Below are 20,905 nucleotides of genomic sequence, written 5' to 3' on the forward strand. Positions count from 1 at the left end.
AGTGAAAATGGCAGACAGAGATTTGAGAACCGAGCAGGAGCTGGCAACGATCCGCGGCTGGCTCAGCGAGACCTACGGCATCGAGGCGAGCCTGTCGCCGCTGCCGGGCGAACACGACCTCAACTATCGGGTCTTTGCTGCCGATGGCCAAGAGTTCCTGCTGAAGCTGCACGCCGCCGGCAACGCGGACGAGCTCGATATGCAGGTGGCGGTGCTCGAACACCTCGCTGCCAAGGTGTCGGGTCTACCGATATCCCGGGCCTTTCGCGACCGCTCAGGGGCCGCTACCAGCAAGATCGAACTTCGCGGCCCGCGTACAGCGCGGCTTCTCTCCTGGCTGCCCGGCGACGTCTGGGCGAAGGCGCCAATCCGCAGCGCCGCCAGCTCCGAAAGCCTCGGGCGCCTGCTCGCAGGGCTTGATCGCAGCCTGGAAGACTTCTCCCACGCCGGCGCCAAGCGGCTCTATGGCTGGGATATCGGCCGGGCGGACATGCATCGCAAACACGTCGAGCTGATCGATGGCGCCGACAAGCGTGCGGCGGTCGACGTAATCCTCGAGCATTTCGCTACGACGGTCTTGCCACGCCTCACGACCTGCTCGATGCAGGTCATTCACAACGACGCCAACGACTACAACGTGCTGCTCGACGAGGCGGGTCAGGTCAGCGGCCTGCTCGATTTCGGCGACGTGGTCGAGACCTGGCGGGTGATCGAAGTCGCCGTCGCCTCGGCCTATGCGCTGATCGGATCGGACGATCCGGTTGGGACCATCGCAGCGCTCGCCGGCGCTTACCATCAGGTCAATCGCTTGAGCGAAGCGGAAGTCGAACTGGTCTTCGATCTGGTGTTGACCCGTTATGCAGTCAGCATGTGCATGGCGGCCAAGCAGATCCGCGAGAACCCTGAGAATACCTACCTGCTCGTCAGTCAGGAGGATGTCTGGCGCGAACTCAATCGCCTGCGGAGCGAGAACCGGAAAATCGCCGTGGCGCGCATCCGCGACGCCTGTGGTTTTGCGCCGATCCCGCAGGCAGCCGCGGTCGTCCGTTGGCTGGAAAAGAACGCCCATGACTTCGCATCGATCGTTCGGTCTTCGGCCAGCAAACCGAAAGTGACGGTGTTCGATTTCTCCGCCACCGGCGCCGAGGCCGCGCAATGGGCCAACCTCGATGCGGCGGAGGCCGAGGCCCGGATCGCGGCTGAGATCGGCAGCGAACAGGCCGCCTTCGGCATTGGTCGCTATGGCGAGGACCGCGAGATCTATCAGGGCGAGGCCTACGAAACGGCAGCAAAGGGCGCACGTCGATCGGTGCATCTCGGTGTCGATATTTTCGCCCCGGCGGGCGAGCCGGTTACCGCACCTTTTGCCGGCAAGGTCGCCTTCATTCATGACGACGCCGTTGCCTGTGGTTTCGGTCCGACCGTGTTGCTCGAACATGAGATTGAAAGTGGCGTGCAGTTCTGGACGCTCTACGGACACCTGTCGCGCGAAAGCGTCGCCAAGCTCTCCGAGGGGCAATCGATTGCCAAGGGTGAGGTCTTCGCTGCCTTCGGCACGGCCGAGGAGAACGGCAACTGGGCGCCGCACCTGCATTTCCAGATCGTCACCGACCATCTCGGCCTTGGCGGCCGCATGCATGGCGTCGGCGTGCGCGATCAATGGCAGGTGTGGCGCGAGGTGAGCCCGGACCCGAGTGTCGTGCTTGGTCTCACGGCGCCGGTGTCGGTGATCGTGCCGCGCGACAAGGCGTTCCTGGTGCGCGAGCGCCATCGCCGCATTGGCCGGTCGCTGAGCATCGCCTATAGCGCCGCACCGCTGAAGATCGTTGGCGGCGAAGGCGCGCATCTGATCGACGAGGACGGCACTCGCTGGCTCGACATGGTCAACAATGTCTGCCACGTCGGCCATTGCCATCCGCGCGTCGTCAAAGCCGCGCAGGCGCAGATGCAGCGGCTGAACACCAATTCGCGTTACTTGCACGATTCGCTGGTCGAATATTCCCGAAGGCTTGCCGCGCAGTTCCCGGATCCACTGAATGTCTGCTTCTTCGTCAATTCCGGCAGCGAGGCGAATGACCTGGCGATCCGGCTGGCGCGTGCCTATACCGGCAACCGCGACATCATCACCGTCGATCACGCCTATCACGGCCATCTGTCGAGCCTGATCGACGTCAGCCCCTACAAGTTCGCCGGCAAGGGCGGGGAGGGGCAGCAGGGGCATGTGAAGGTCGCCGAGATGCCGGATCTTTACCGTGGGCGCTACCGCTACGGGGATGCGGATGCCGGTCGCAAATATGCTGAGGACGTCCGCAATCAGGTCGCAGCGCTTGCCGCCAACGGCCGTCGCCCGGCGCTGTTTTTCAGCGAGGGCATCCTCGGCACCGGCGGGCAGTTGACGCTGCCGGAAGGCTATTTGCGCGAAGCCTATGCGCATGTGCGCGCCGCCGGCGGCCTCTGCCTCGCTGACGAGGTGCAGGTGGGCTTCGGCCGAGTCGGCCGCCACATGTGGGCGCATGAGCTGCAGGGCGTCGTGCCCGATATCGTCACCATGGGCAAACCGATCGGCAACGGCCACCCGATGGCGGCCGTCGTGACGACCGAAGCGATCGCCGCCTCGTTTGCCAATGGCATGGAGTATTTCAACACCTTCGGCGGCAATCCGGTTTCGGCCGAAATCGGGCTTGCAGTGCTCGACGTCATCCGCGACGAACGGCTGATGCACCATTGCCGCGTCGTCGGTGACCGGCTGATGGACGGCGCGCGGGCGCTCGCCGAAAAACACGCCATCATCGGCGATGTCAGGGGCCATGGCCTCTTCAACGGCATCGAATTGGTGCGCGACCGTGAGACGCTGGAGCCGGCAGCGCGCGAGCTCGATTTCGTCATCGCCGAGATGAAGCACAAGCACCGGATTCTCTTGAGCAGCGAGGGGCCGCATCACAATGTGCTGAAAGTGAAGCCGCCGGCCCCCTTCAGCGCCGAGGATTGCGATTACTTCCTCAACGCTTTGGACGAAACGCTCGGGCGTCTAACGCCCTGACAGGAATAACCAAACGGTCGCCGTCCGGCGGCCGTTTTGCTTTTGCGCGTGACCTTCAACAGCAAAATCTGATCAACGCGATTTTTTCCTTTACAAGAAAGTTAAACGTTTTTATCGTGCATATAAACGTTTAACTAGGCGCATAGCTCGTGCCGTTGGCCTCTGCTAAGCGCTGGCCGGCAGGGAGGGCCCGTTGGCAGCGATCCGCATCGAAAATTTGCGCAAAGGCTTCGGTTCACTCGAAGTCCTGAAAGGTATCAACCTCGATATCGCCGATGGCGAGTTCGTCTGCTTCCTCGGCCCGTCGGGCTGCGGCAAGAGCACGCTGCTTCGCTCGATCGCCGGGCTTGAGGATCTGGATGGCGGCTCTATCCACCTCGGCGAGCGCGACATCACCGAGGTGGCGTCGGCCAAACGCGACATTGCCATGGTCTTCCAGAACTACGCGCTCTATCCGCATATGAACGTGCGCAAGAACCTGTCTTTCGGTTTGGCGCTGAACGGTATGAAGCGCGACGAGATCGATCGCCGCGTCGAGAATGCCGCCGACATCCTGCGCATCAAGGAACTGCTCGCCCGCAAGCCGCGCCAGCTATCCGGCGGCCAGCGCCAGCGCGTGGCGATTGGTCGTGCGATCGTGCGCGAACCAAAGCTCTTCCTGCTCGACGAGCCGCTTTCGAACCTGGATGCGGGCCTCCGTGTCACCATGCGCGTCGAGCTTGCGGCCCTGCATGAGCGGCTAGGCGTCACGATGATCTACGTCACCCACGATCAGGTCGAGGCGATGACGCTCTCCGACCGTGTCGTGGTGCTCGACAAAGGCAAGGTCAGCCAGTTCGGTACCCCGCTCGAACTTTTCTACCAGCCGGCCAACCTGTTCGTTGCCGGCTTCATCGGTTCGCCGCGCATGAATTTCGTGACGACAGAAGTAACCGGGCAGGTCGACACATCCGTAACGCTTGCCGGCGGTGGTCTCGCCCATCCGCTGACGCTCGAGATGCTTAACGCCGCGCCGATTGCCGGGGCAAAGTCGGTGACGCTTGGGATTCGTCCGGACAAGATCGAGCTGGTTTCGGCTGAGGCGGGGCATCTCGTCGGCGACGTGCGCCTGGTCGAGCGGCTCGGCACCGAAAGCCATGTTCACATCAGCCTGCAAAACGGCGGCGACATGACCGCCGTCGTGCGCGGGACACACCCGGTTTCGGCGCGAGAGCGCGTGCATCTGCGCCTGCCGGCCGAGCACTGCCATCTGTTCGACGGCGATGGTCGGGCGGTCGCGCGGCGTCTCGACGTCGAGACGCAGGCGCTCATCAATCAGGAAAAGGCAAAGCGGGTCGCGTAACCCGAATGAGGAGGAGAAGCATGCTCAACAGGAAGTCGATCATCGGCTCGCTGATGGTTCTGGCAATGGCCGGAACCGCGACGGCCCGCGCGGAAGAAGTGCTGCGCTTTGCGACCTGGGACACGGACGAAAGCCTGGCGATCCAGCAGGCGATCGCAAAGAAGTTCGAGGAGAAACATCCTGGCGTGAAGGTTCAGGTCGAGCCCTATGCGGATGGTTACGATCAGAAGCTGATCGCCGCCTTCGGCGCCGGCAACCCGCCGGATGTGATGTATATGTGGAACTTCCCGCAATACTACACGTCGCTGAAGCCGCTAGACGATCTGATCGCCAAGGACGCGGCCGAGATCAAGCCGGACGATTTCCCGAAGGGCCTGATGAACACCGTGCGTGTCGAGGGCAAGACCTACGGCATGCCGTCGGGCTTCACCACGCAGGTCGTTTTCTACAACAAGGACATGTTTGCCAAGGCTGGTGTCGAGGAGCCGAAGGACGGCTGGACCTGGGACGACCTGCGCGCCAAGGCCGCCAAGTTCCGCGACGAGCCGAACAAGGTCTATGGCTTCGCCGTCGACGCCAAGCCCGACCCTTATGACTTCGAGCAGTTCCTCTGGTCGAACGGCACCAAGTACATCTCCGACGATGGCAAAAAGATCGACGGCTACATGAACAGCGATGCGGCCGCCCAGGTGCTCGACATGTTCGCCGACATGGCCAAGAAGCAGGAAGCGATCACGCTGAACCTCGGTGACGACACATCAGGCAGCACGCTCTTCAAGGGCGGCAAGATCGCCATGTTCCAGAGCGCCATGTGGTCGAAGTCCGGCATCGATCAGTCGGGCATCAAGTATGGCGTGGCACCACTGCCGAAGTTCGGCGACAAGACGGCCCATTCGGCGCTCGGCGTTTCGGCGATCTCGATCGCCAAGGATGCGGCTCACCCGGACCTCGCCTGGGAGTTCGTCAAGTTCTTCTCTTCGCCCGAAGCCGTCGCCATGCGCGTCAATGACCTGCCGGTGCGCACCAGCGTCGCCGAAGAGAAGGGCATGACCAAGGACCCGATCTACAAGCCCTTCTTCGACATTCTCGCCACCTCGAACACCGAGACCCACGCGTTCCTGAAGAACGCAAACTGGGGCAAGGTCCAGGACAATCTCGCCCGCGCCATCGAGGCGACGATGATCGACCAGGGCAATGCCAAGCAGCATCTCGACGATGCGGTCAACCGCTCCAAGCGTCTGATCAAGTAAGCGAAGGGAGTACGGGGAGATGGATATGACCTATGCCGGTGCGGAGCCAAAGGTGGCAAGGCGCAAGCGCTCCGCCATCGCGCGCTATGCGGCGCCCTACCTGTTCATCTCCCCGTGGATCCTCGGGTTCCTGTTCTTCACGCTCGGCCCGCTCGTCTTCTCGCTGACGATGAGTTTCTACGACTGGCCGGTGGTCGGCGAGCGCAGCTTCGTCGGCCTCGACAACTACCGCTCCATGCTCTTCGAGGACCCGCAGTTTTGGGAGAGCCTCTGGATCACGGTGAAGTTTGCGGCAATCTACGTGCCGTTCAACATCGTCATGTCGTTCCTGCTGGCGCTGATGCTGCACCATATCACCTTCGCCAGCGGCTTCTTCCGCACCGCCTTCTACCTGCCGAGCGTCATTTCCGGCGTAGCCCTGGTGACGATCTGGAGCTGGATCTACAGCAGGGAATACGGCCTCCTGAACTTCATGCTGTCTTTCGTCGGCATCGAGGGGCCGAACTGGCTCGGTGATCCGAACCTGGCGATCGTCGCGATCATCATCGCCAGCCTCTGGGGGCTTGGCGGCACGATGCTGATCCTCTTGACCGGCCTCAAGGCGATCCCGAAGGAACTCTATGAGGCGGCGACGGTTTCGGGCGTTCCCGGCTGGGCGCAGATGCTGTTCATCACGCTCCCGATGCTCGGGCCGATGCTGCTCTTCACCTTCATCACCTCGATCATCTCCGCCTTCCAGCAACTGACGATCGCGCTGCTTCTGACCAAGGGCGGGCCGCTCGGTTCCACCTATTTCTTCGCCATGTATATCTACGACAACGCCTTCAAATATTTCGACATGGGCTACGCCGCCGCCGGCTCCTGGGTGATGTTCATCATCGTCCTTCTGCTCAGCCTTGGGGTCATGCGCTGGTCGGCCGCCTGGGTCTATTACGAAGGCGAAGTCCGCCAGAACGATGGAGAGCACAATGCGTAAGACGCTGCTCTATTCCGCGCTTATCCTGCTCTCTGCGCTGTTCATTGCGCCGTTCTACTGGACCTTCATGACGGCGATCAAAAGCGCCGCCGAGCTCTACCAGTTCCCGCCGGTCTTCTGGCCGTCGGAATGGCACTGGGAGAACTTTGCCGCCGCTTGGAACAAACAGCCCTTCGGCACCTATCTCACCAACTCGGTGATCGTCGTGGTGCTGTCGACGATCGGCCAGCTCATCTCCTCGTCGCTCGTCGCCTATGGCTTTGCCCGCTTCCGTTTCCCCGGCCGTGATCCGCTGTTCATCCTGCTGCTCGCCACCATGATGATCCCATGGGACGTGAAGATGATTCCGCTCTACATGGAGTTCAACCTGCTCGGCTGGATCAACACGCTGAAGCCGCTGATTGTGCCGGCCTATTTCGCCGACGCCTTCTTCGTCTTCCTTCTCAGGCAATACATCATGACCGTGCCGATGGAGATCGACGAGGCCGCGCGCATGGACGGCGCCAATGCCTTCGACATCTACTGGCGCATCCATCTGCCGCTGATGATGCCGGCGCTGGTGCTGGTCGGCACCTTCCATTTCATGAACGCCTGGAACGACTATCTCGGCCCGTTGATCTTCCTGAACGACCAATCGAAGTACACCTTGACGCTCGGCCTCTCGATGTTCAAGGGCCTGCACGAGGTAGATGTGACATCAATCGCCGCGATCACCGTCATCCTCTGCCTGCCGCCGCTGGCACTCTTCTTCGTCGCCCAGCGCTACATCATGGATGGCGCGGTCGGCTCGTCGGTGAAGGGATAACGGCATGCTGTTCGATATTAACCACGTCCCCTTCAGTCGCAGGGGCCGGTTCCTGACGCTCTCGACGATGCGGGTACCGGGCCGCGATGGCGAGCGGGCGCTTTATCTGCGCCACGTTGCCGGTGGCGACGAGCGGCCCTCGCTTGGTCGCCTCTGCCGCGTCGAGTTTCTCGATGCGGAAGGCAAGACCGTGACGCCCGAGCTGATGCTTTCCCCGGAGCGGCTCGACGCCCGCATCGGCGAGGGTATGGTCCGCTTCGTCATCGGCGAAGGAGAAAGGCTGCACATATCCGGCAAGCAGGCCGGCGTCCGCTTCCATCTGGAGGGGTCGCGCTACGACTATGTTTACCGCACGCCCCACGGCGAGGATTGCCTCGTTGCTGCGGTCGAGAACGTCAAGTTCATCCCACGGGCGATCGCTGGGGAATTGAAAGTCACCGGCGCCTGGCAGCGCGATCATTCCGATGACGTGTCCTTTTCCTTTTCGGCGACCGACCTCTTCGAGGGCAATGTGGACTTCTTCCGCACCGTGCCGCCTGTCGATCGACCCGGCCGTTTCGCACAGGCCCTGTCCGGCGCTACGGCCGAATTTGCTGAATGGCACGCCCGCGTTCCAAAGGGCGTCCGCGGCAAGGACGAGGCGCATCGGCTGGCGAGCTATTTGCTCTGGGCGAACGGCGTGCCCGCGGGCGGTGCACTCACGCGGCCGGCGATCTACATGTCCAAGAACCACATGATCAATATCTGGAGCTGGGACAACGCCTTCTCAGCTCTTGGCGTCGCCGCCTTCGATCAGGACCTCGCCTTCGATCAATTCGCGGCGATCTTCGACCATCAGGACGCCTCCGGCCTGCTGCCGGACTATATCAACGACCGCGACGTGCTCTTCGCTTTCACCAAGCCGCCGGTGCATGGCTGGGCGGTGTCGCTGATCGCGGCTGCCGATCCGTCCTTCCTGACGGCTGAGCGCAAGTGTTATCTGCGTGATGCCATTGGCCGCCAGGTCGATTACTGGCTGACCTATGGGCGCAAGGATGCGGAGAGCCTGCCGTCCTATTTCCACGGCAACGATAGCGGCTGGGACAATGCGACCTTCTTTGCCGAAGGCGGTCCGGTGATCTCGCCGGACCTGCCGGTTTTCCTGATCCTTGCCTGCGAGACGCTGGCGGACCTGCTGGAGGACGGCGCGGAACGCCAGGCGACGTGGCGGCAAAAGGCTGACCACCTGCAGGCGTTGCTGTTCGAGCGCCTGTGGACCGGCGAAACTTTTGGCGCGCGCTTGACACAGAATCCGGAGCGAGCGCTGCCGGGCGACAATCTCATCCAGTTCATGCCGCTGCTCTTGGGCGCGCGACTGACACCCGACATGCGCGAAAAGCTCGTGGCTCGTCTCGTCACCGGCGGCTTCATTACCGACTGGGGACCGGCGACCGAGAGCCCGCAGAGTTCCTTCTACGAGGACGACGGCTATTGGCGCGGGCCGATCTGGGCACCGACAACGCTTCTTCTCTGGGATGGTCTGCGCCGGCAAGGGAAGACTGAGCTTGCGCATGAGGTCGCGGAAAAGTTCTGTTCACTTGCAAGCAAAAGCGGTATGGCCGAAAACTTCGATGCGCGCTCGGGGAGGGGCCTTCGCGATCGGGCATTCGCCTGGACATCCGCAGTCTATCTCGTGCTGGCGGCATCGCTCAGCGCCAACTAACCGTGACGAGTCGAGACGCCATGCAGAGACCGACGATCAAGACCATCGCGCAGGAGACGGGGCTTTCCATCGCCACCGTTTCCAAGGCCCTGAAGCATTCGCCTCAGGTTCGCCCGGAGACGCGCGCGATCGTGATCGAGGCGGCGACACGTGTCGGCTACGAGCTCAACATGCATGGCGTGCAGCTGCGCACCGGCAAGACCTATCAGGTCGCCGCGATCATGACGGCGCCGGGCCCGAAGCAGAACGAATGGGAAGGCGTCGAATACGCCCAGCTCTTGAGCGGCATTTCCTGGGCGCTGGAAGAAAGCCCCTATCGCGTCTCGCTTTATGCCGTCCGGAATTTCGAAGAAAGCCAGGCGGTCATCAAGCAGATCGTATCGTTGAAGAAGGCGGACGGCATCGTCATCTCGGGCACGCGCGCAGACGATCCGCGCATCCGCACCATGCAGGCGGCGGACTTCCCCTTCGTCACTTACGGCACCAGCATCCACAACGCGCCGCATGCCTATGTCGATGCCGACAACGAGCAGATGATCCGGGTGTCGATGGCGCGGCTGATCGAGCGCGGCCATCGCCGCATCGCGTTGCTCAACCCGCTCTCGGACTTAAGCTATGGTATCACGCGGCTGGAAGCCTACAAACACGCCCTCGAGACGGCGGGGCTTCCCTATGATCCGGCGCTCGTTGCCCATGGCCGGCTGACGCCAGCCTTCGGCCGCGAGAACGTGCTGACGATGTCGGAGCTCAGTGATGCGCCGACCGCTTATATCTGCGCCAACGAAGCTTCCGCGCTCGGTGCTTTCTCGGGCTTCCATGAGCGCGGACTGGTTCATGGGCGTGACGCCGTCATCAATGCCACCGACGATCTCAACGTCAGCCAGTATTTCGCGCCGCCGATCACCACCTACTACCTGCCGATCAGTGAACCGAGCAGCCTGCTCGGCGCCTATATTCTGAGGCGCATGGAAGGCGAACCGCCGGAGGCGCTGCAAACGCTCCTGATGCCCGATCTGATCGAGCGCTGCGACGATCGCTTGAACCCCAACCGTTGATGAAACCGTGGTCCCGAAGGGCCGCTCACTCATGCTTCAGGATATAAACGTTTATATCCGAGCGCCAGACAAACCCCAGGCCGGACCCAACCGGCCGAGAGAATGACGAAGGACCGGACCCGTGCACATGCCCCTGACGAGATCGAACCGCTTCAACGCCAAAGAGCAGCAGACCGACATGCTGGAACTCGGCGTCTGCTACTATCCGGAGCAGTGGCCGCGCGAGAAATGGGAAGAGGATGCGCGCCGCATGGTCGAGCTCGGCCTTGCCTGGGTGCGCATCGGTGAATTCGCCTGGGCGAAGATCGAGCCGCGGCCGGGCGAGTTCCATTGGGCGTGGCTGGATGATGCTATCAACGTGCTCGGCAATGCCGGCCTCAAGGTGATCTTGGGAACGCCGACCGCCGCGCCACCGAAGTGGCTGATCGATCGCTATCCCGACATTCTGCCCGTCGACGTCAAGAGTGTGGTGCGAAAGTTCGGCGCCCGTCGTCACTATTGTTTTTCCAGTCGCCGCTATCGCGTCGAGGCGGCACGCATCTGCGAAGCCATGGCGGAGCGCTACGGACAGAATGCCTTCGTGCACGCCTGGCAGACTGACAACGAATATGGCGACCACGACACGATCTACAGCTATTCCGACGAGGCGCTACGCGCGTTCCGTGAGTGGCTGGCTGAGCGCTACGGCACCGTCGAGGAACTGAATCGTGCCTGGGGTACGGCTTTCTGGGCGATGAACTATCTGAGCTTCGACGAGGTCGATCTTCCGAACAACCTCGTGGAGGAGCCGAGCCCGACCCATATCGTCGATTACATCCGCTTCTCCTCCGATCAGGTGAAAAGCTTCAACAAGGCGCAGGTCGACATCATCCGCAAGCATTCGCCGGGCCGTCCGGTGACGCACAACTTCATGTCGCAGAATACCGACTTCGACCATTACAAGGTCGGCGAGGATATCGATATCGCGTCCTGGGACGTCTATCCGATGGGCGGGTTGTTGAACGGTCGTCTCTCGTCGGAAGACAAGGGCCGCTACCTCCGCGTCGGTGATCCGGACCAGCCGGCTTTCAACCACGATCTCTACCGGGCCGTCGGCAATGGCCGCGTCTGGGTGATGGAGCAGCAACCGGGTCCGGTGAACTGGGCTTCGCACAACCAGTCGCCGGCGGACGGCATGGTGCGGCTGTGGACCTGGCTCGCCTATGCCCATGGCGTCGACATGGTCTCTTATTTCCGCTGGCGCCAGGTGCCGTTCGCGCAAGAACAATTCCATGCCGGACTGCTCTTGCCAAACAGCGAGGCGGACCAGGGCTATCTCGAAGTCGCGCAGGTTGCCGAGGAAATGAAGCGGCTTCCCAAGGGGGAACGCCGCCAGAAGGCCAAGGTCGCGATCCTGCTCGACTACAATTCGCGCTGGGCGACACGCGCGCTGCCGCAGGGCCGTACCTATTTGGCATCGGCGATCGCACTCGACTGGTACTCGACCGTTTCGCGGCTCGGCATCGATGTCGATTTCATCGGCCAGCATTCGGACCTCGAAGGCTACCAGCTCGTGCTCGCGCCCGACCTTGTCATCCCTGACCAGGCTTTCGTTCAGAAGCTTGCAGCGTCAGGCGCCAAGGTTCTGTTCGGACCGCGCAGCGGCAGCAAGACCGAGGACATGCATATTCCGGAGGGCTTGCCGCCGGGTCCACTCGCCTCACTGATCGACCTCAGCGTGTCCCGGGTCGAATCACTGCCGGAGTTTCACGGTGAGAGCGTGCTCTATGGCAATGAGACATATCCGGCCGGCGTCTGGCGCGAGACGGTCAGGACCAGCGAGACCGTGCTTGCGACCTTCGAAGGCGACTATCGCAATGGCGCGCCGGCGCTCGTCGGCAACGACAAGGCGCGGTACCTCGCAACGGGCGCACGTGGTGACCTGCTGAAGAAGGTCATCGCCGACGCGTTGAGCTGGGCCTCGGTCGAGGCACTAACGGATTTGGGCGATCTGCGCATCACCCGCCGCGGCAAGCTCACCTTCGCCTTCAATTATGGCAAGACGGCCGTCGACGTGCCGGCAGCGGCCGGCGCCACCTTCCATGTCGGTGGCCGCAAGCTCGGCCCCGTCGATGTCGCGATCTGGTCGGAATGATCGGAAAGCGGACTATCGCGCCTACCGACCGACCGACTTGATCTCAAAAGCAACGAGCCCGGCCTTCTCCAAGGCGGGGCTCGCTGGTTTTAGGCGGCCTTTATTCCGTGGTCAGACCCGTTCCAGCGCCACCGCGATGCCCTGGCCGACGCCGATGCACATGGTTGAGAGCGAGTAGCGGCCGCCGGTTTCCTGCAGTTCGAGCGCGGCGGTGCCGGTGATGCGGGCGCCGGACATGCCGAGCGGATGGCCGAGTGCAATGGCGCCGCCGTTGCGGTTGACGCGCGCATCATCGTCGGCAATCCCGAGATCGCGCAGTACGGCAAGCCCCTGCGAAGCGAAGGCTTCGTTGAGTTCGATGACGTCGAACTGCGTCTGCGTGAGACCGAGGCGCGCCATCAGCTTCTTCGACGCCGGCGCCGGCCCCATGCCCATGATGCGTGGCGGCACGCCGGCGGTGGCCCCGCCGAGGATGCGGGCAATCGGTCGTAGGCCATACCTCTTCGCCGCCGCTTCCGAGGCAATAATCAGGGCGGTTGCGCCATCGTTGACGCCGGAGGCGTTGCCGGCGGTCACCGTGCCGCCTTCTTGTCTGAAGGGCGTGCTGAGCTTGGCGAGCGCTTCCATCGTGGTTGCGCGCGGGTGTTCGTCGCGATCGACGACGACGGGCTCGCCCTTCCGCTGCGGGATCGTCACGGCAACGATCTCCTTCGCCAGTCGTCCATTCGCCTGTGCCGCCGCCGCCTTCGCCTGGCTGCGAACGGCGAAGGCGTCCTGGTCCTGACGGCTCACGTGAAAATCCTCCGCGACGTTCTCGCCGGTCTCCGGCATGGAATCGACGCCGTACTGCTTCTTCATGAGGGGATTGATGAAGCGCCAGCCGATCGTCGTGTCGTAAATCTCGGCGTTGCGCGAGAAGGCGGTGTCGGCCTTTGGCAACACGAAGGGCGCGCGCGACATGCTCTCGACCCCACCTGCGATCATCAGTTCCGCTTCGCCCGATTTGATGGCGCGTGCCGCGGTGATCACCGCATCCATGCCGGAGCCGCAGAGCCGGTTGATCGTCGTGCCCGACACGCCGACCGGCAGACCGGCCAGCAGCAGCGACATGCGCGCGACGTTGCGATTGTCCTCGCCCGCCTGGTTGGCGCAGCCGAAGATGACGTCATCGACCGCGTCCCAGTCGACATTAGCGTTTCGCTCCATCAGGGCGCGAAGCGGGATCGCACCGAGATCGTCGGCCCGTACCGAGGAAAGCGAACCGCCGAAGCGGCCAATCGGGGTGCGCACGTAGTCGCAGATGAATGCCTCGGCCATTAGGCTGCCTCCTTGTCGCCCTGATGCGCCTTCTTGGTGCGGGCATTGATGTCGCGAAGGGTCGCAAGTTCCAGTTCCGTCGGCGCAGGCGTCTCGATCACCTGGTCGGCAAATTTGATCGCCCAGCCGCAATTTTCGACGATCTGCTCGCGCGTCACGCCAGGGTGCACCGAAACGACGGTCAGCTCCTTGGTCTCAGGATCCGGCTCCAGAATGCAGAGATCGGTGATGACCCGGGTCGGCCCCTTCGTCTTCATGCCGAGCCGTTCGCGATGATTGCCGCCTTCACCGTGGCCCATGGAGGTGATGAAGGGCAGCTTCTCGACGAAGCCGCGCTTCGACAGCGCCATGGTGATGAAGATGCGGCCGCAATTGGAGGCGATCTCCGGGGCGCCGCCGCCGCCGGGAAGTCGCACTTTCGGGTGATCGTAGGGGCCGACGACCGTGGTGTTGAGATTGGCGAATTTGTCGATCTGGGCGCCGCCGAGGAAGCCCGTGGTGATGCGTCCGCCCTGCAGCCAGTAGCGGAACATCTCGGGCACCGAGACCGTGAAAAGCGCTGTATCGCACAGTTCGCCGTCGCCGATCGAAAGCGGCAGCACGTCGGGCTTGGTTCCGACCGTGCCGCTTTCATAGATCAGCGTGATATCCGGCGCGTGCGTCAGCCGCGCGACATTGCAGGCAGCCGATGGGGCGCCGATGCCGACGAAGCAGACGTCGTCGTTGGAAAGCGCCCGGGCGGCGGCGATCGTCATCATTTCGATGGGGGTGAAGTCGCTCATCCTATCCTCCCTTTAGGCCGCCTTCGCCGGTTTGTTGCCGGCATGCCTGGCGAAATCTTCCGGCTTGGCGTTCAAAACATTTTCCTTGATCCAGGCGGTGAAGCTGTCGCGGTCGCGGGCGATCTCGTCCCAGCCGATGTAGAAGGCGTTGGAGCGCGGATAATAGCCGTGCGCATAGGACGGGAAGGCGCCGCCCGGAACGTGGGCAACAGCCGTGATTGCCCAGCTCGGCAGAACAAGCGAATTGGGCGACGGCGGGTTGAGTTCGTCGACGATCTCCTCGACCGTGACGATCGAGCGCCTGGCGGCGAGCACCGCCTCCTTCTGCACGCCGACGATGCCTTCGATCAGCACGTTGCCCTTCTTGTCGGCGCGTTGGGCGTGGATGATCGTGACATCCGGGCGGATCGCCGGCACGGCGGCCAGTACTTCGCCGGTGAAGGGGCAGGTGACCGACTTGATGTTGGGGTTCACCTTCGGCAGGTCGGCGCCAATATAACCGCGCAGCGTCGCAAAGGGCAGGTTGGCGGCACCCGCCTCATAGGCATTGGCCATCGCCGCATGGGAGTGCTCCTCGATTTCGAGCGGTCGCGGCCACTGGTTTTCGACGGCATCGCGGAACCGGTGCAGCGAGCCGACGCCGGGATTGCCGCCCCAGGAAAACTTCATGCCCCGCGCCGCACCCACGCCGATCAACTGGTCGTAGAGAATATCGGGCGTCATGCGCACGAGAAAGAGGTCCTTGCGGCCCTGGCGGATCACCTCATGGCCCGCGGCATAGGGGATCAGATGGGTAAAACCTTCCATGGCGACGGTGTCGCCATCCCTGACATTGTCGCCGACGGCCTCGGCGAGCGAAACGATCTTCGCCATGTTTCCTCTCTCTGCTGCTTTTCTGTTTGCGGCCCCGGCACCTCTTCGGTGGCGAGGCGGCTTGCTCTTCCGCATGCCAATAAGCGCCGATCAGAAAGCGCGGTCAAATATTTTGTGCGTTATTTGACTTTTGTTCGTATATCGCACAAAATCGTTGTCGTGATTTGGGAGGCGACAATGCGAGAAACCGATTTCGTCAGCGGCTTTGCCAGAGGGCTGGCGGTGATCGAAGCCTTTGATGAAACGCGGCCGAAACTGTCGATCGCCGAGGCGTCGAAGATCACCGGCCTCGACCGGGCGACGGTGCGTCGTTCGCTGCTGACCCTCTCCGAACTCGGCTACGCCGACTATGACGGCAAGTTTTTCGCGCTTACGCCGAAGATACTAAGGCTCGGCCATGCCTATCTTTCGGCAACGCCGCTGCCGACCATCATCCAGCCCTATCTCGACCAGCTTTCGGACCGCGCCGGGCAGAGCGCCTCGGCCTCGGTGCTGGATGGCACCGAAATCGTCTACATCGCCCGGGCCTCGCAGAAGCGGGTGATGTCGATCAACCTGACGACGGGTTCGCGACTGCCTGCCTATTGCGCCTCCATGGGGCGGGTGTGGCTTGCTGCTTTGCCGGAGCAAGAGGCGCGCGAGATCCTTTCGCGCTCGAGCCTAAAGGCAAACACCCCCTATACGAAAACTGATCCGGAGGAATTGATCGCCGAGTTCCGCCGCGTACGCGAGCAAGGCTACGCGCTTATCGATCAGGAACTGGAACTCGGTCTCTGTTCCATTGCCGTGCCGCTTGAAAATGATCGCGGCCGGATCGTTGCGGCGCTGAATATCGGCGCACCGGCCGTGCATGTGGCCGCGGCGGAGATGGTGGAGCGTTATCTGCCGCTGCTCAAGGAAACGCAGGCCGCCCTGCGTGTGGTCCTGCGATAGCAACTTTACGCGCCTGTGCTTGACGTTCCACGGCTGCGCCCTTCTTACTCTCACTTGGCGAGGGAACCAGGGCTGGGGAGCAGAGATTCATGACCGACGACACGCATCCGCCGGAAACCAAGCTCACGTCGACGAAGCGGCGCTGGGCCGCGGACGGCAAATTCCTGACCGGACGAACCGCCCGGCCGGAAGACGAACGCCTGCCGCCCGGTCAGCACCTGGTCAAGGATTGGCCGGTGCTCGATCTCGGCCAGCAGCCGATCATTCGGACGGAAAGCTGGCGGCTCGAAATCACCGGCCTTGTCGAGCACCCCGTGTCGCTCGCCTGGGCCGACTTCAAGGCGTTGCCACAGAGCGATAGGCTCTCGGACATGCACTGCGTCACCACCTGGTCGCGCTATGACAACCGCTGGCAGGGTGTCGCGACCCGTGATCTGCTGGATCATGTCATGCCGAAGCCCGAAGCAAGTCATGTCATGCTCACGAGCTATGACGGCTACACGACCAACCTGCCGCTCGAAGACTTCGCCGCCGAGGATGCGATCCTGGCGACGGACTGGGAGGGGCAGCCGATCACCCGCACCCATGGCGGGCCGATGCGGCTCATCGTTCCACATCTCTACTTGTGGAAGAGCGCCAAGTGGCTGACGCGCATCGATTTTCGCGCCAGCGACATCGCCGGCTTCTGGGAGAAGAACGGCTATCATATGCGCGGCGACCCGTGGCGCGAGGAGCGCTATTCCGACGACTAATATCTTCGCCGCCTTTCAAGGCTTTACCGGATCCATCAGTGACTGCAGGCCCGCGGGCTGGTAGCGGCAGAAGAGATCGATGCCGTCTGAATGGACGCTCCATCCTTCTTTTCGCAATGCTCGTGTAATCCGCTCCCCCCAAAGTTCGGCAACAACGTTTCAAACAAGGGCGGTTGTCCATGCGATTGGTCGTCTTGCCAATGTGGATGATGCTGTTCGGCGCGGGTGCGGGCCATGCCGACGACAAAGGACTGTGGATTGCGGACGATCCGCAACGCACCACACAGCATCTGTACGATCCCTGTCGTGATGGTCGGCTAAGTGACGGAAGGCCGCGCACTTGCGCCGAGATCAGGCACATATACGGCGGCACGAGGTGGGGCGACTGGTCCGAGCCGGACCTCCGCCTGGGTGCATGTTCCGATGGGCGCATCAGCGATGGTCGTCCGCGCACATGCCGCGAACTGCTGGATTGGATGGAGCGTCATTGATGGTTTCAGAGCGTAGTCGCGCCCATTCGAAGCTCGGGGACTTACTAAAACATGTTGTTCGATACCTGTCCTGGCCTCTGGTGTTCCTCTGCGGACTGTTGGGTTCGTATTTTGCCTTTTCAAGCGCCCATCCGATGGCCGCCTTCGCGGCGGTCTATGCCGCCGCGGTCTTCGTTCTGTTCCTGCTCGAACGATACATCCCCTATGAGAGGCGCTGGTTGATGTCGGATGGCGAAGCGGTAAACGACATCGGGCACACGCTGACGACCAAGGGATTGCTGCAACTGGCCGGGTTGATCGCTGCCGTCTTCCCCATGTACGCCGCCAACATCCTGCAGCCCCTTGCCGCGTTGAAGGTCGGACTGTGGCCCTCGGATTGGCCGATGGTGGTTCAGGTGGCGCTCGCGGTGGTGATTGCGGAACTCGGCCTCTACTGGGCCCATCGCCTCGCCCATGAAAAACTGTTCTTCTGGCGGTTCCACGCCCTGCATCACAGTGTCGTCCGGCTCTGGGTCATCAACACCGGCCGCTTCCATGTTGCCGATTCGCTCTTCAAGGTCGCGATGAGCCAGATTCCGCTCTATTTCCTCGGTGCACAGCTCCACGTTTTCTGGTGGCTTGGGGCCGTTACTGCCTTCATGGGTATCCTCACCCATTGCAATGTCGACATGCGCACCGGCGCCTTCGATTTCGTCTTCAGCACGCCGCGCCTTCACCGCTGGCATCATTCGAAAGACCTTCGTGAAGGCAACATGAACTACGGCGAGAACGTCGTGATCTGGGATCTGATCTTCGCCACCTATTATAATCCCGATCGTCCATCCTCCACGGATATCGGCATCAAGGGGCAGATCGCACGGGGATTTCTGAAGCAACTGGTCCAGCCCTTCACCAAGGAAGGCGTTCGCCAGATTCTCGGCCGCCCAAGCCGAGGCTCGTGATCGCATGGATGCCGTACCCAGCGGTTCGGCTAGGTACGGCGTCGGACAGCTAGGAGGCAAAGGCCGGCTTGCGTGCGCCGATCCTCAGCACGTAGTAGATCGCTCCACCGATCGCGACACCGAAAAACCAGCCATAGGTTCCCCACCAGGCCGGAAGGACATTCGTGAATGTCGGCAGGATCGACGAAAACAGCGCGCCGATCGCAAAAGCGATAAAGGCGTTGCTGTGCCATCCGTTCTGGAAGCGGAATTCGCCATCCTCATGGTAGAGCGCTTCGACGTTGAGCTGGGCTCTGCGGATCAGATAGTAGTCGACCATCATCACCCCGAAGATCGGCCCCATTGTCGAACCGATGAAGTTGACGAAATGCGCTGCGCCCGTTTCCCACGGTGCGAAGGGATAAAGGATGAGGGCGATCAGGGCCGCAATGTAGCCGCCGCGCTTGAAGGTGATCTGCCGCGGAAAGACGTTGGCGAAGTCGAAGGCGGGTGACACAAAGTTTGCCACGACGTTGATGCCGAGCGTCGCCACCGCAAAGGTGAGCGCCGCAAGCAGCGCCAGGAACCAGCTATCGAACTTCGCCGAAATCTGGTCCGGATGCAGCAGCACCTCGCCATAGACGGCGAAAGCCGCTGTCGTCGTCACGCCGGCAACCAGGCAGAAGGCCAGAAGGTTGATCGGCAAGCCCCATAGATTGCCCTTGCGCAGCGTACTTACGTCCGTCGCATAGCGCGAGAAGTCGCAGAAATTCAGATAGAGCGCGGCGAAATAGGTGATCCAGGTGGCAGCGACCGCCGCAAGCGCCGGGAAGGTGCCGGGCTCCCAGGGTACACCCGCATCCTTGGTTTTTTCGATGAGCACATCGCGCGGGATTTCCGAGCCGAAGGAGAAGGTTCCGGATTTGACGATCAGATAGACGGCGAGGATCAGCATCATGATCCAGACCGCGGGGCCGGCCCAGTCCTGGAATTTTCGAACGGTCTCCATGCCGCGCTGGATGATCAGCAATTGCAGCGACCAGACGATGACATAGCAGATGACCTCGAGCGTCGAGTGGCCGAGCATGTGGCTGTTCTGGTGAAACGCCAGCATGCTTTCGTTGCGGACGAGAAGCGCGACGATCGCGCCTGAGGCGGCGGCCGTCTGCGCGCCATACCAGAAGCAGGCGACGACCGCGCGTACGAGTGCCGGAACGTTAGCCCCGAACGTACCGAAGGAGGCGCGGGCGAGCACGGGGAAGGGCACCCCGGTGCGCACGCCCGCATTGCCGACGAGGCTCATCAGGAAGAAGATTGCCAGCGACCCGATGCCGATCGCGATGACGAAGTTTATGAAGCTGCCGCAGAGCAGGAACAGGCTCGCTGCGAGATAATAGCCCCACAGGCTATGCACGTCGGATGTCCACACATTGAAGATGCTGAAAGCGCCCCACCGGCGCTCCTCGGCCGGTGCCAGATCCTCGTTATACAACGAGGGCGACGGATCGCGTACTGCCATGTCTTCCTCCGTATATCCTCCGGGTCCCCCTCGGACCCGAGCATTGATTCTGCTCCTGTTTTGAGTCGTTGCAAAAGTCTTTTTAGGCCGGCGTGTTGCGTTTTCTCCTTGATGCAGGAAGGGTGAGTGCATTGGAATTCACATGCGCCCCACCCGGCTTGTTATGGGCGCTTGCCGCCTGGAGTATCTCGATGAAGATCAATACTGGCGCCGTGGTCGAGGTGCCCGTTTCGTCAGGACTGGCTTACGCTCAACTTACACACACGGCGAAACCTTACGGCGCACTCTTGAGAGTTTTTCCGGGCATCTTTGAAGTCAGACCCCGGGACCTCTCGGCGGTGGTGACTAGCGTTCCGCTCTTCTCCTGTTTCTTTCCGCTGGCAGCGGCCGTCAGACAACGGCGTGTGGCAATAGCCGGGCATCAACCGGTTGCTGAGGCGCTTCGGCCATTTCCGATTTTTCGGGCAGGAATGGTGAACCCGGAGACAGGCAGGGTTGACGTCTGGTGGTTGTGGGATGGTGTGAACGAAATCCGGGTCGACAAGCTCGAACACCAGCTGCGAAAGCTCAATATCAGAGGCGTCTGGAACGATACGCTACTGGCGGTCCGCATTGAACAGCAGTGGAGGCCGGAGTACGATCCGTGTTGATTGGCTCTGGAGGACCGAGTGCTGTCGAACGGTCGCGTCTCGTGGAAATCGTCGAGGCTGCGAAAGCCGAGGACTGGGAGCGGTTCGCATGCCTGACCGACCGACCTTTCGCGAACACCACCGCGATGGCGGAACAATTCCGGGACGCCTCAGGAATGCTGCGGCGCGTCCGTGACGAGCCGACCCTGGAGGCGATCGTCAAGTACCACGATGACGGAAGTCGCCTGATCTTCGCCAAACTGGTTTTCAACGATCCGGTTGATCTCCCGATCATTCTGACGCTTCACAGCACCTCGGCGGCGCCTGAAAGTACCATCAGCATCTGGACATTCTATCAGGACGTACACTTCGGCTAGGCTGGGAC

The 20,905-nt window shown here is 62.1% G+C and carries 17 protein-coding genes; 13 read left to right on the forward strand and 4 right to left on the reverse strand.

Going from position 1 to position 20,905, the window contains the following annotated elements; genetic code table 11:
* Window positions 1-7 precede the first annotated feature (7 nt).
* The 8 genes from ACQ5BM_RS28285 to ACQ5BM_RS28320 all read left to right on the forward strand — a co-directional run bounded on the left by ACQ5BM_RS28285 (window position 8) and on the right by ACQ5BM_RS28320 (window position 12,304).
* Complete coding sequence (locus ACQ5BM_RS28285; protein ID WP_429818456.1) at window positions 8-3,040, forward strand: aminotransferase class III-fold pyridoxal phosphate-dependent enzyme; 3,033 nt, start codon at window positions 8-10, stop codon at window positions 3,038-3,040.
* 193 nt (window positions 3,041-3,233) lie between these two features.
* Window positions 3,234-4,382 (forward strand): ABC transporter ATP-binding protein, encoded by a 1,149-nt coding sequence (locus tag ACQ5BM_RS28290; protein WP_429818458.1) that lies wholly within the window; start codon window positions 3,234-3,236, stop codon window positions 4,380-4,382.
* Window positions 4,383-4,402: 20 nt separating this feature from the next.
* Entirely contained in the window at window positions 4,403-5,632 is a 1,230-nt protein-coding gene (locus ACQ5BM_RS28295) for an ABC transporter substrate-binding protein (protein WP_429818460.1), read from the forward strand.
* A gap of 19 nt (window positions 5,633-5,651) precedes the next feature.
* Window positions 5,652-6,608: a carbohydrate ABC transporter permease gene (locus ACQ5BM_RS28300; protein WP_429818462.1), complete on the forward strand. Its 957-nt coding sequence runs from the start codon at window positions 5,652-5,654 to the stop codon at window positions 6,606-6,608.
* Window positions 6,601-7,413 carry a carbohydrate ABC transporter permease gene (locus ACQ5BM_RS28305; protein ID WP_429818464.1) on the forward strand — a complete coding sequence of 271 codons (813 nt, stop codon included), beginning with the start codon at window positions 6,601-6,603 and terminating at the stop codon, window positions 7,411-7,413. Before ACQ5BM_RS28300 ends, ACQ5BM_RS28305 begins: the two co-directional genes overlap by 8 nt.
* Before the next feature lie 4 nt (window positions 7,414-7,417).
* Window positions 7,418-9,115 (forward strand): amylo-alpha-1,6-glucosidase, encoded by a 1,698-nt coding sequence (locus ACQ5BM_RS28310; protein ID WP_429818466.1) that lies wholly within the window; start codon window positions 7,418-7,420, stop codon window positions 9,113-9,115.
* 20 nt (window positions 9,116-9,135) lie between these two features.
* Window positions 9,136-10,170, forward strand: a complete 1,035-nt coding sequence (locus ACQ5BM_RS28315; protein WP_429818468.1) for a LacI family DNA-binding transcriptional regulator — start codon at window positions 9,136-9,138, stop codon at window positions 10,168-10,170.
* A gap of 121 nt (window positions 10,171-10,291) precedes the next feature.
* The gene (locus ACQ5BM_RS28320) at window positions 10,292-12,304 is read left to right on the forward strand and encodes a beta-galactosidase (RefSeq protein ID WP_429818470.1); all 2,013 of its coding nucleotides are present in this window, start codon (window positions 10,292-10,294) and stop codon (window positions 12,302-12,304) included.
* A 111-nt stretch (window positions 12,305-12,415) separates the two neighbouring features.
* On the opposite strand, the gene pcaF is transcribed toward ACQ5BM_RS28320, so the two are convergent.
* From pcaF to ACQ5BM_RS28335, 3 genes are read right to left on the reverse strand one after another with little or no spacing between them, the layout of a single operon-like run.
* Window positions 12,416-13,621, reverse strand: coding sequence for a 3-oxoadipyl-CoA thiolase (gene pcaF / locus ACQ5BM_RS28325; protein WP_429818472.1), 1,206 nt, complete (start codon window positions 13,619-13,621; stop codon window positions 12,416-12,418).
* Complete coding sequence (locus ACQ5BM_RS28330) at window positions 13,621-14,403, reverse strand: CoA-transferase subunit beta (RefSeq protein WP_429818474.1); 783 nt, start codon at window positions 14,401-14,403, stop codon at window positions 13,621-13,623. Before ACQ5BM_RS28330 ends, pcaF begins: the two co-directional genes overlap by 1 nt.
* Before the next feature lie 12 nt (window positions 14,404-14,415).
* On the reverse strand, window positions 14,416-15,276 hold the full coding sequence (locus tag ACQ5BM_RS28335; protein WP_429818476.1) for a CoA transferase subunit A: 861 nt from the start codon (window positions 15,274-15,276) through the stop codon (window positions 14,416-14,418).
* A 177-nt stretch (window positions 15,277-15,453) separates the two neighbouring features.
* On the opposite strand from ACQ5BM_RS28335, the gene ACQ5BM_RS28340 reads away from it, so the two are divergent.
* The 3 genes from ACQ5BM_RS28340 to ACQ5BM_RS28350 all read left to right on the forward strand — a co-directional run bounded on the left by ACQ5BM_RS28340 (window position 15,454) and on the right by ACQ5BM_RS28350 (window position 18,393).
* Window positions 15,454-16,209, forward strand: coding sequence for an IclR family transcriptional regulator (locus tag ACQ5BM_RS28340; protein ID WP_429818478.1), 756 nt, complete (start codon window positions 15,454-15,456; stop codon window positions 16,207-16,209).
* Between the two features lie 89 nt (window positions 16,210-16,298).
* Window positions 16,299-16,961 (forward strand): sulfite oxidase-like oxidoreductase, encoded by a 663-nt coding sequence (locus ACQ5BM_RS28345; protein WP_429818480.1) that lies wholly within the window; start codon window positions 16,299-16,301, stop codon window positions 16,959-16,961.
* 490 nt (window positions 16,962-17,451) lie between these two features.
* The gene (locus tag ACQ5BM_RS28350; RefSeq protein WP_429818482.1) at window positions 17,452-18,393 is read left to right on the forward strand and encodes a sterol desaturase family protein; all 942 of its coding nucleotides are present in this window, start codon (window positions 17,452-17,454) and stop codon (window positions 18,391-18,393) included.
* A 49-nt stretch (window positions 18,394-18,442) separates the two neighbouring features.
* On the opposite strand, the gene ACQ5BM_RS28355 is transcribed toward ACQ5BM_RS28350, so the two are convergent.
* The gene (locus ACQ5BM_RS28355) at window positions 18,443-19,891 is read right to left on the reverse strand and encodes an NCS1 family nucleobase:cation symporter-1 (RefSeq protein ID WP_429818484.1); all 1,449 of its coding nucleotides are present in this window, start codon (window positions 19,889-19,891) and stop codon (window positions 18,443-18,445) included.
* A 191-nt stretch (window positions 19,892-20,082) separates the two neighbouring features.
* Between ACQ5BM_RS28355 and ACQ5BM_RS28360 the strand changes: the two genes are divergently transcribed.
* Together ACQ5BM_RS28360 and ACQ5BM_RS28365 are read left to right on the forward strand one after the other, a co-directional pair.
* Window positions 20,083-20,541 carry a hypothetical protein gene (locus tag ACQ5BM_RS28360; protein WP_429818486.1) on the forward strand — a complete coding sequence of 153 codons (459 nt, stop codon included), beginning with the start codon at window positions 20,083-20,085 and terminating at the stop codon, window positions 20,539-20,541.
* 41 nt (window positions 20,542-20,582) lie between these two features.
* Complete coding sequence (locus ACQ5BM_RS28365) at window positions 20,583-20,897, forward strand: hypothetical protein (RefSeq protein ID WP_429818488.1); 315 nt, start codon at window positions 20,583-20,585, stop codon at window positions 20,895-20,897.
* Window positions 20,898-20,905 lie beyond the last annotated feature (8 nt).

It is taken from the genome of Ensifer sp. B1-9, from assembly GCF_050474445.1.
Lineage (GTDB): Bacteria > Pseudomonadota > Alphaproteobacteria > Rhizobiales > Rhizobiaceae > Ensifer.

Excerpts from the sequence above, each read along its gene's own strand:
- ACQ5BM_RS28285 (WP_429818456.1), top strand. The coding sequence starts at position 8 with ATGGCAGACAGAGATTTGAGAACCGAGCAGGAGCTGGCAACGATCCGC.
- ACQ5BM_RS28295 (WP_429818460.1), top strand. The coding sequence starts at position 4,403 with ATGCTCAACAGGAAGTCGATCATCGGCTCGCTGATGGTTCTGGCAATG.
- ACQ5BM_RS28300 (WP_429818462.1), top strand. The coding sequence starts at position 5,652 with ATGGATATGACCTATGCCGGTGCGGAGCCAAAGGTGGCAAGGCGCAAG.
- ACQ5BM_RS28305 (WP_429818464.1), top strand. The coding sequence starts at position 6,601 with ATGCGTAAGACGCTGCTCTATTCCGCGCTTATCCTGCTCTCTGCGCTG.
- ACQ5BM_RS28310 (WP_429818466.1), top strand. The coding sequence starts at position 7,418 with ATGCTGTTCGATATTAACCACGTCCCCTTCAGTCGCAGGGGCCGGTTC.
- ACQ5BM_RS28315 (WP_429818468.1), top strand. The coding sequence starts at position 9,136 with ATGCAGAGACCGACGATCAAGACCATCGCGCAGGAGACGGGGCTTTCC.
- pcaF (WP_429818472.1), bottom strand. The coding sequence starts at position 13,621 with ATGGCCGAGGCATTCATCTGCGACTACGTGCGCACCCCGATTGGCCGC.
- ACQ5BM_RS28330 (WP_429818474.1), bottom strand. The coding sequence starts at position 14,403 with ATGAGCGACTTCACCCCCATCGAAATGATGACGATCGCCGCCGCCCGG.
- ACQ5BM_RS28335 (WP_429818476.1), bottom strand. The coding sequence starts at position 15,276 with ATGGCGAAGATCGTTTCGCTCGCCGAGGCCGTCGGCGACAATGTCAGG.
- ACQ5BM_RS28340 (WP_429818478.1), top strand. The coding sequence starts at position 15,454 with ATGCGAGAAACCGATTTCGTCAGCGGCTTTGCCAGAGGGCTGGCGGTG.
- ACQ5BM_RS28345 (WP_429818480.1), top strand. The coding sequence starts at position 16,299 with ATGACCGACGACACGCATCCGCCGGAAACCAAGCTCACGTCGACGAAG.
- ACQ5BM_RS28350 (WP_429818482.1), top strand. The coding sequence starts at position 17,452 with ATGGTTTCAGAGCGTAGTCGCGCCCATTCGAAGCTCGGGGACTTACTA.
- ACQ5BM_RS28355 (WP_429818484.1), bottom strand. The coding sequence starts at position 19,891 with ATGGCAGTACGCGATCCGTCGCCCTCGTTGTATAACGAGGATCTGGCA.
- ACQ5BM_RS28360 (WP_429818486.1), top strand. The coding sequence starts at position 20,083 with ATGAAGATCAATACTGGCGCCGTGGTCGAGGTGCCCGTTTCGTCAGGA.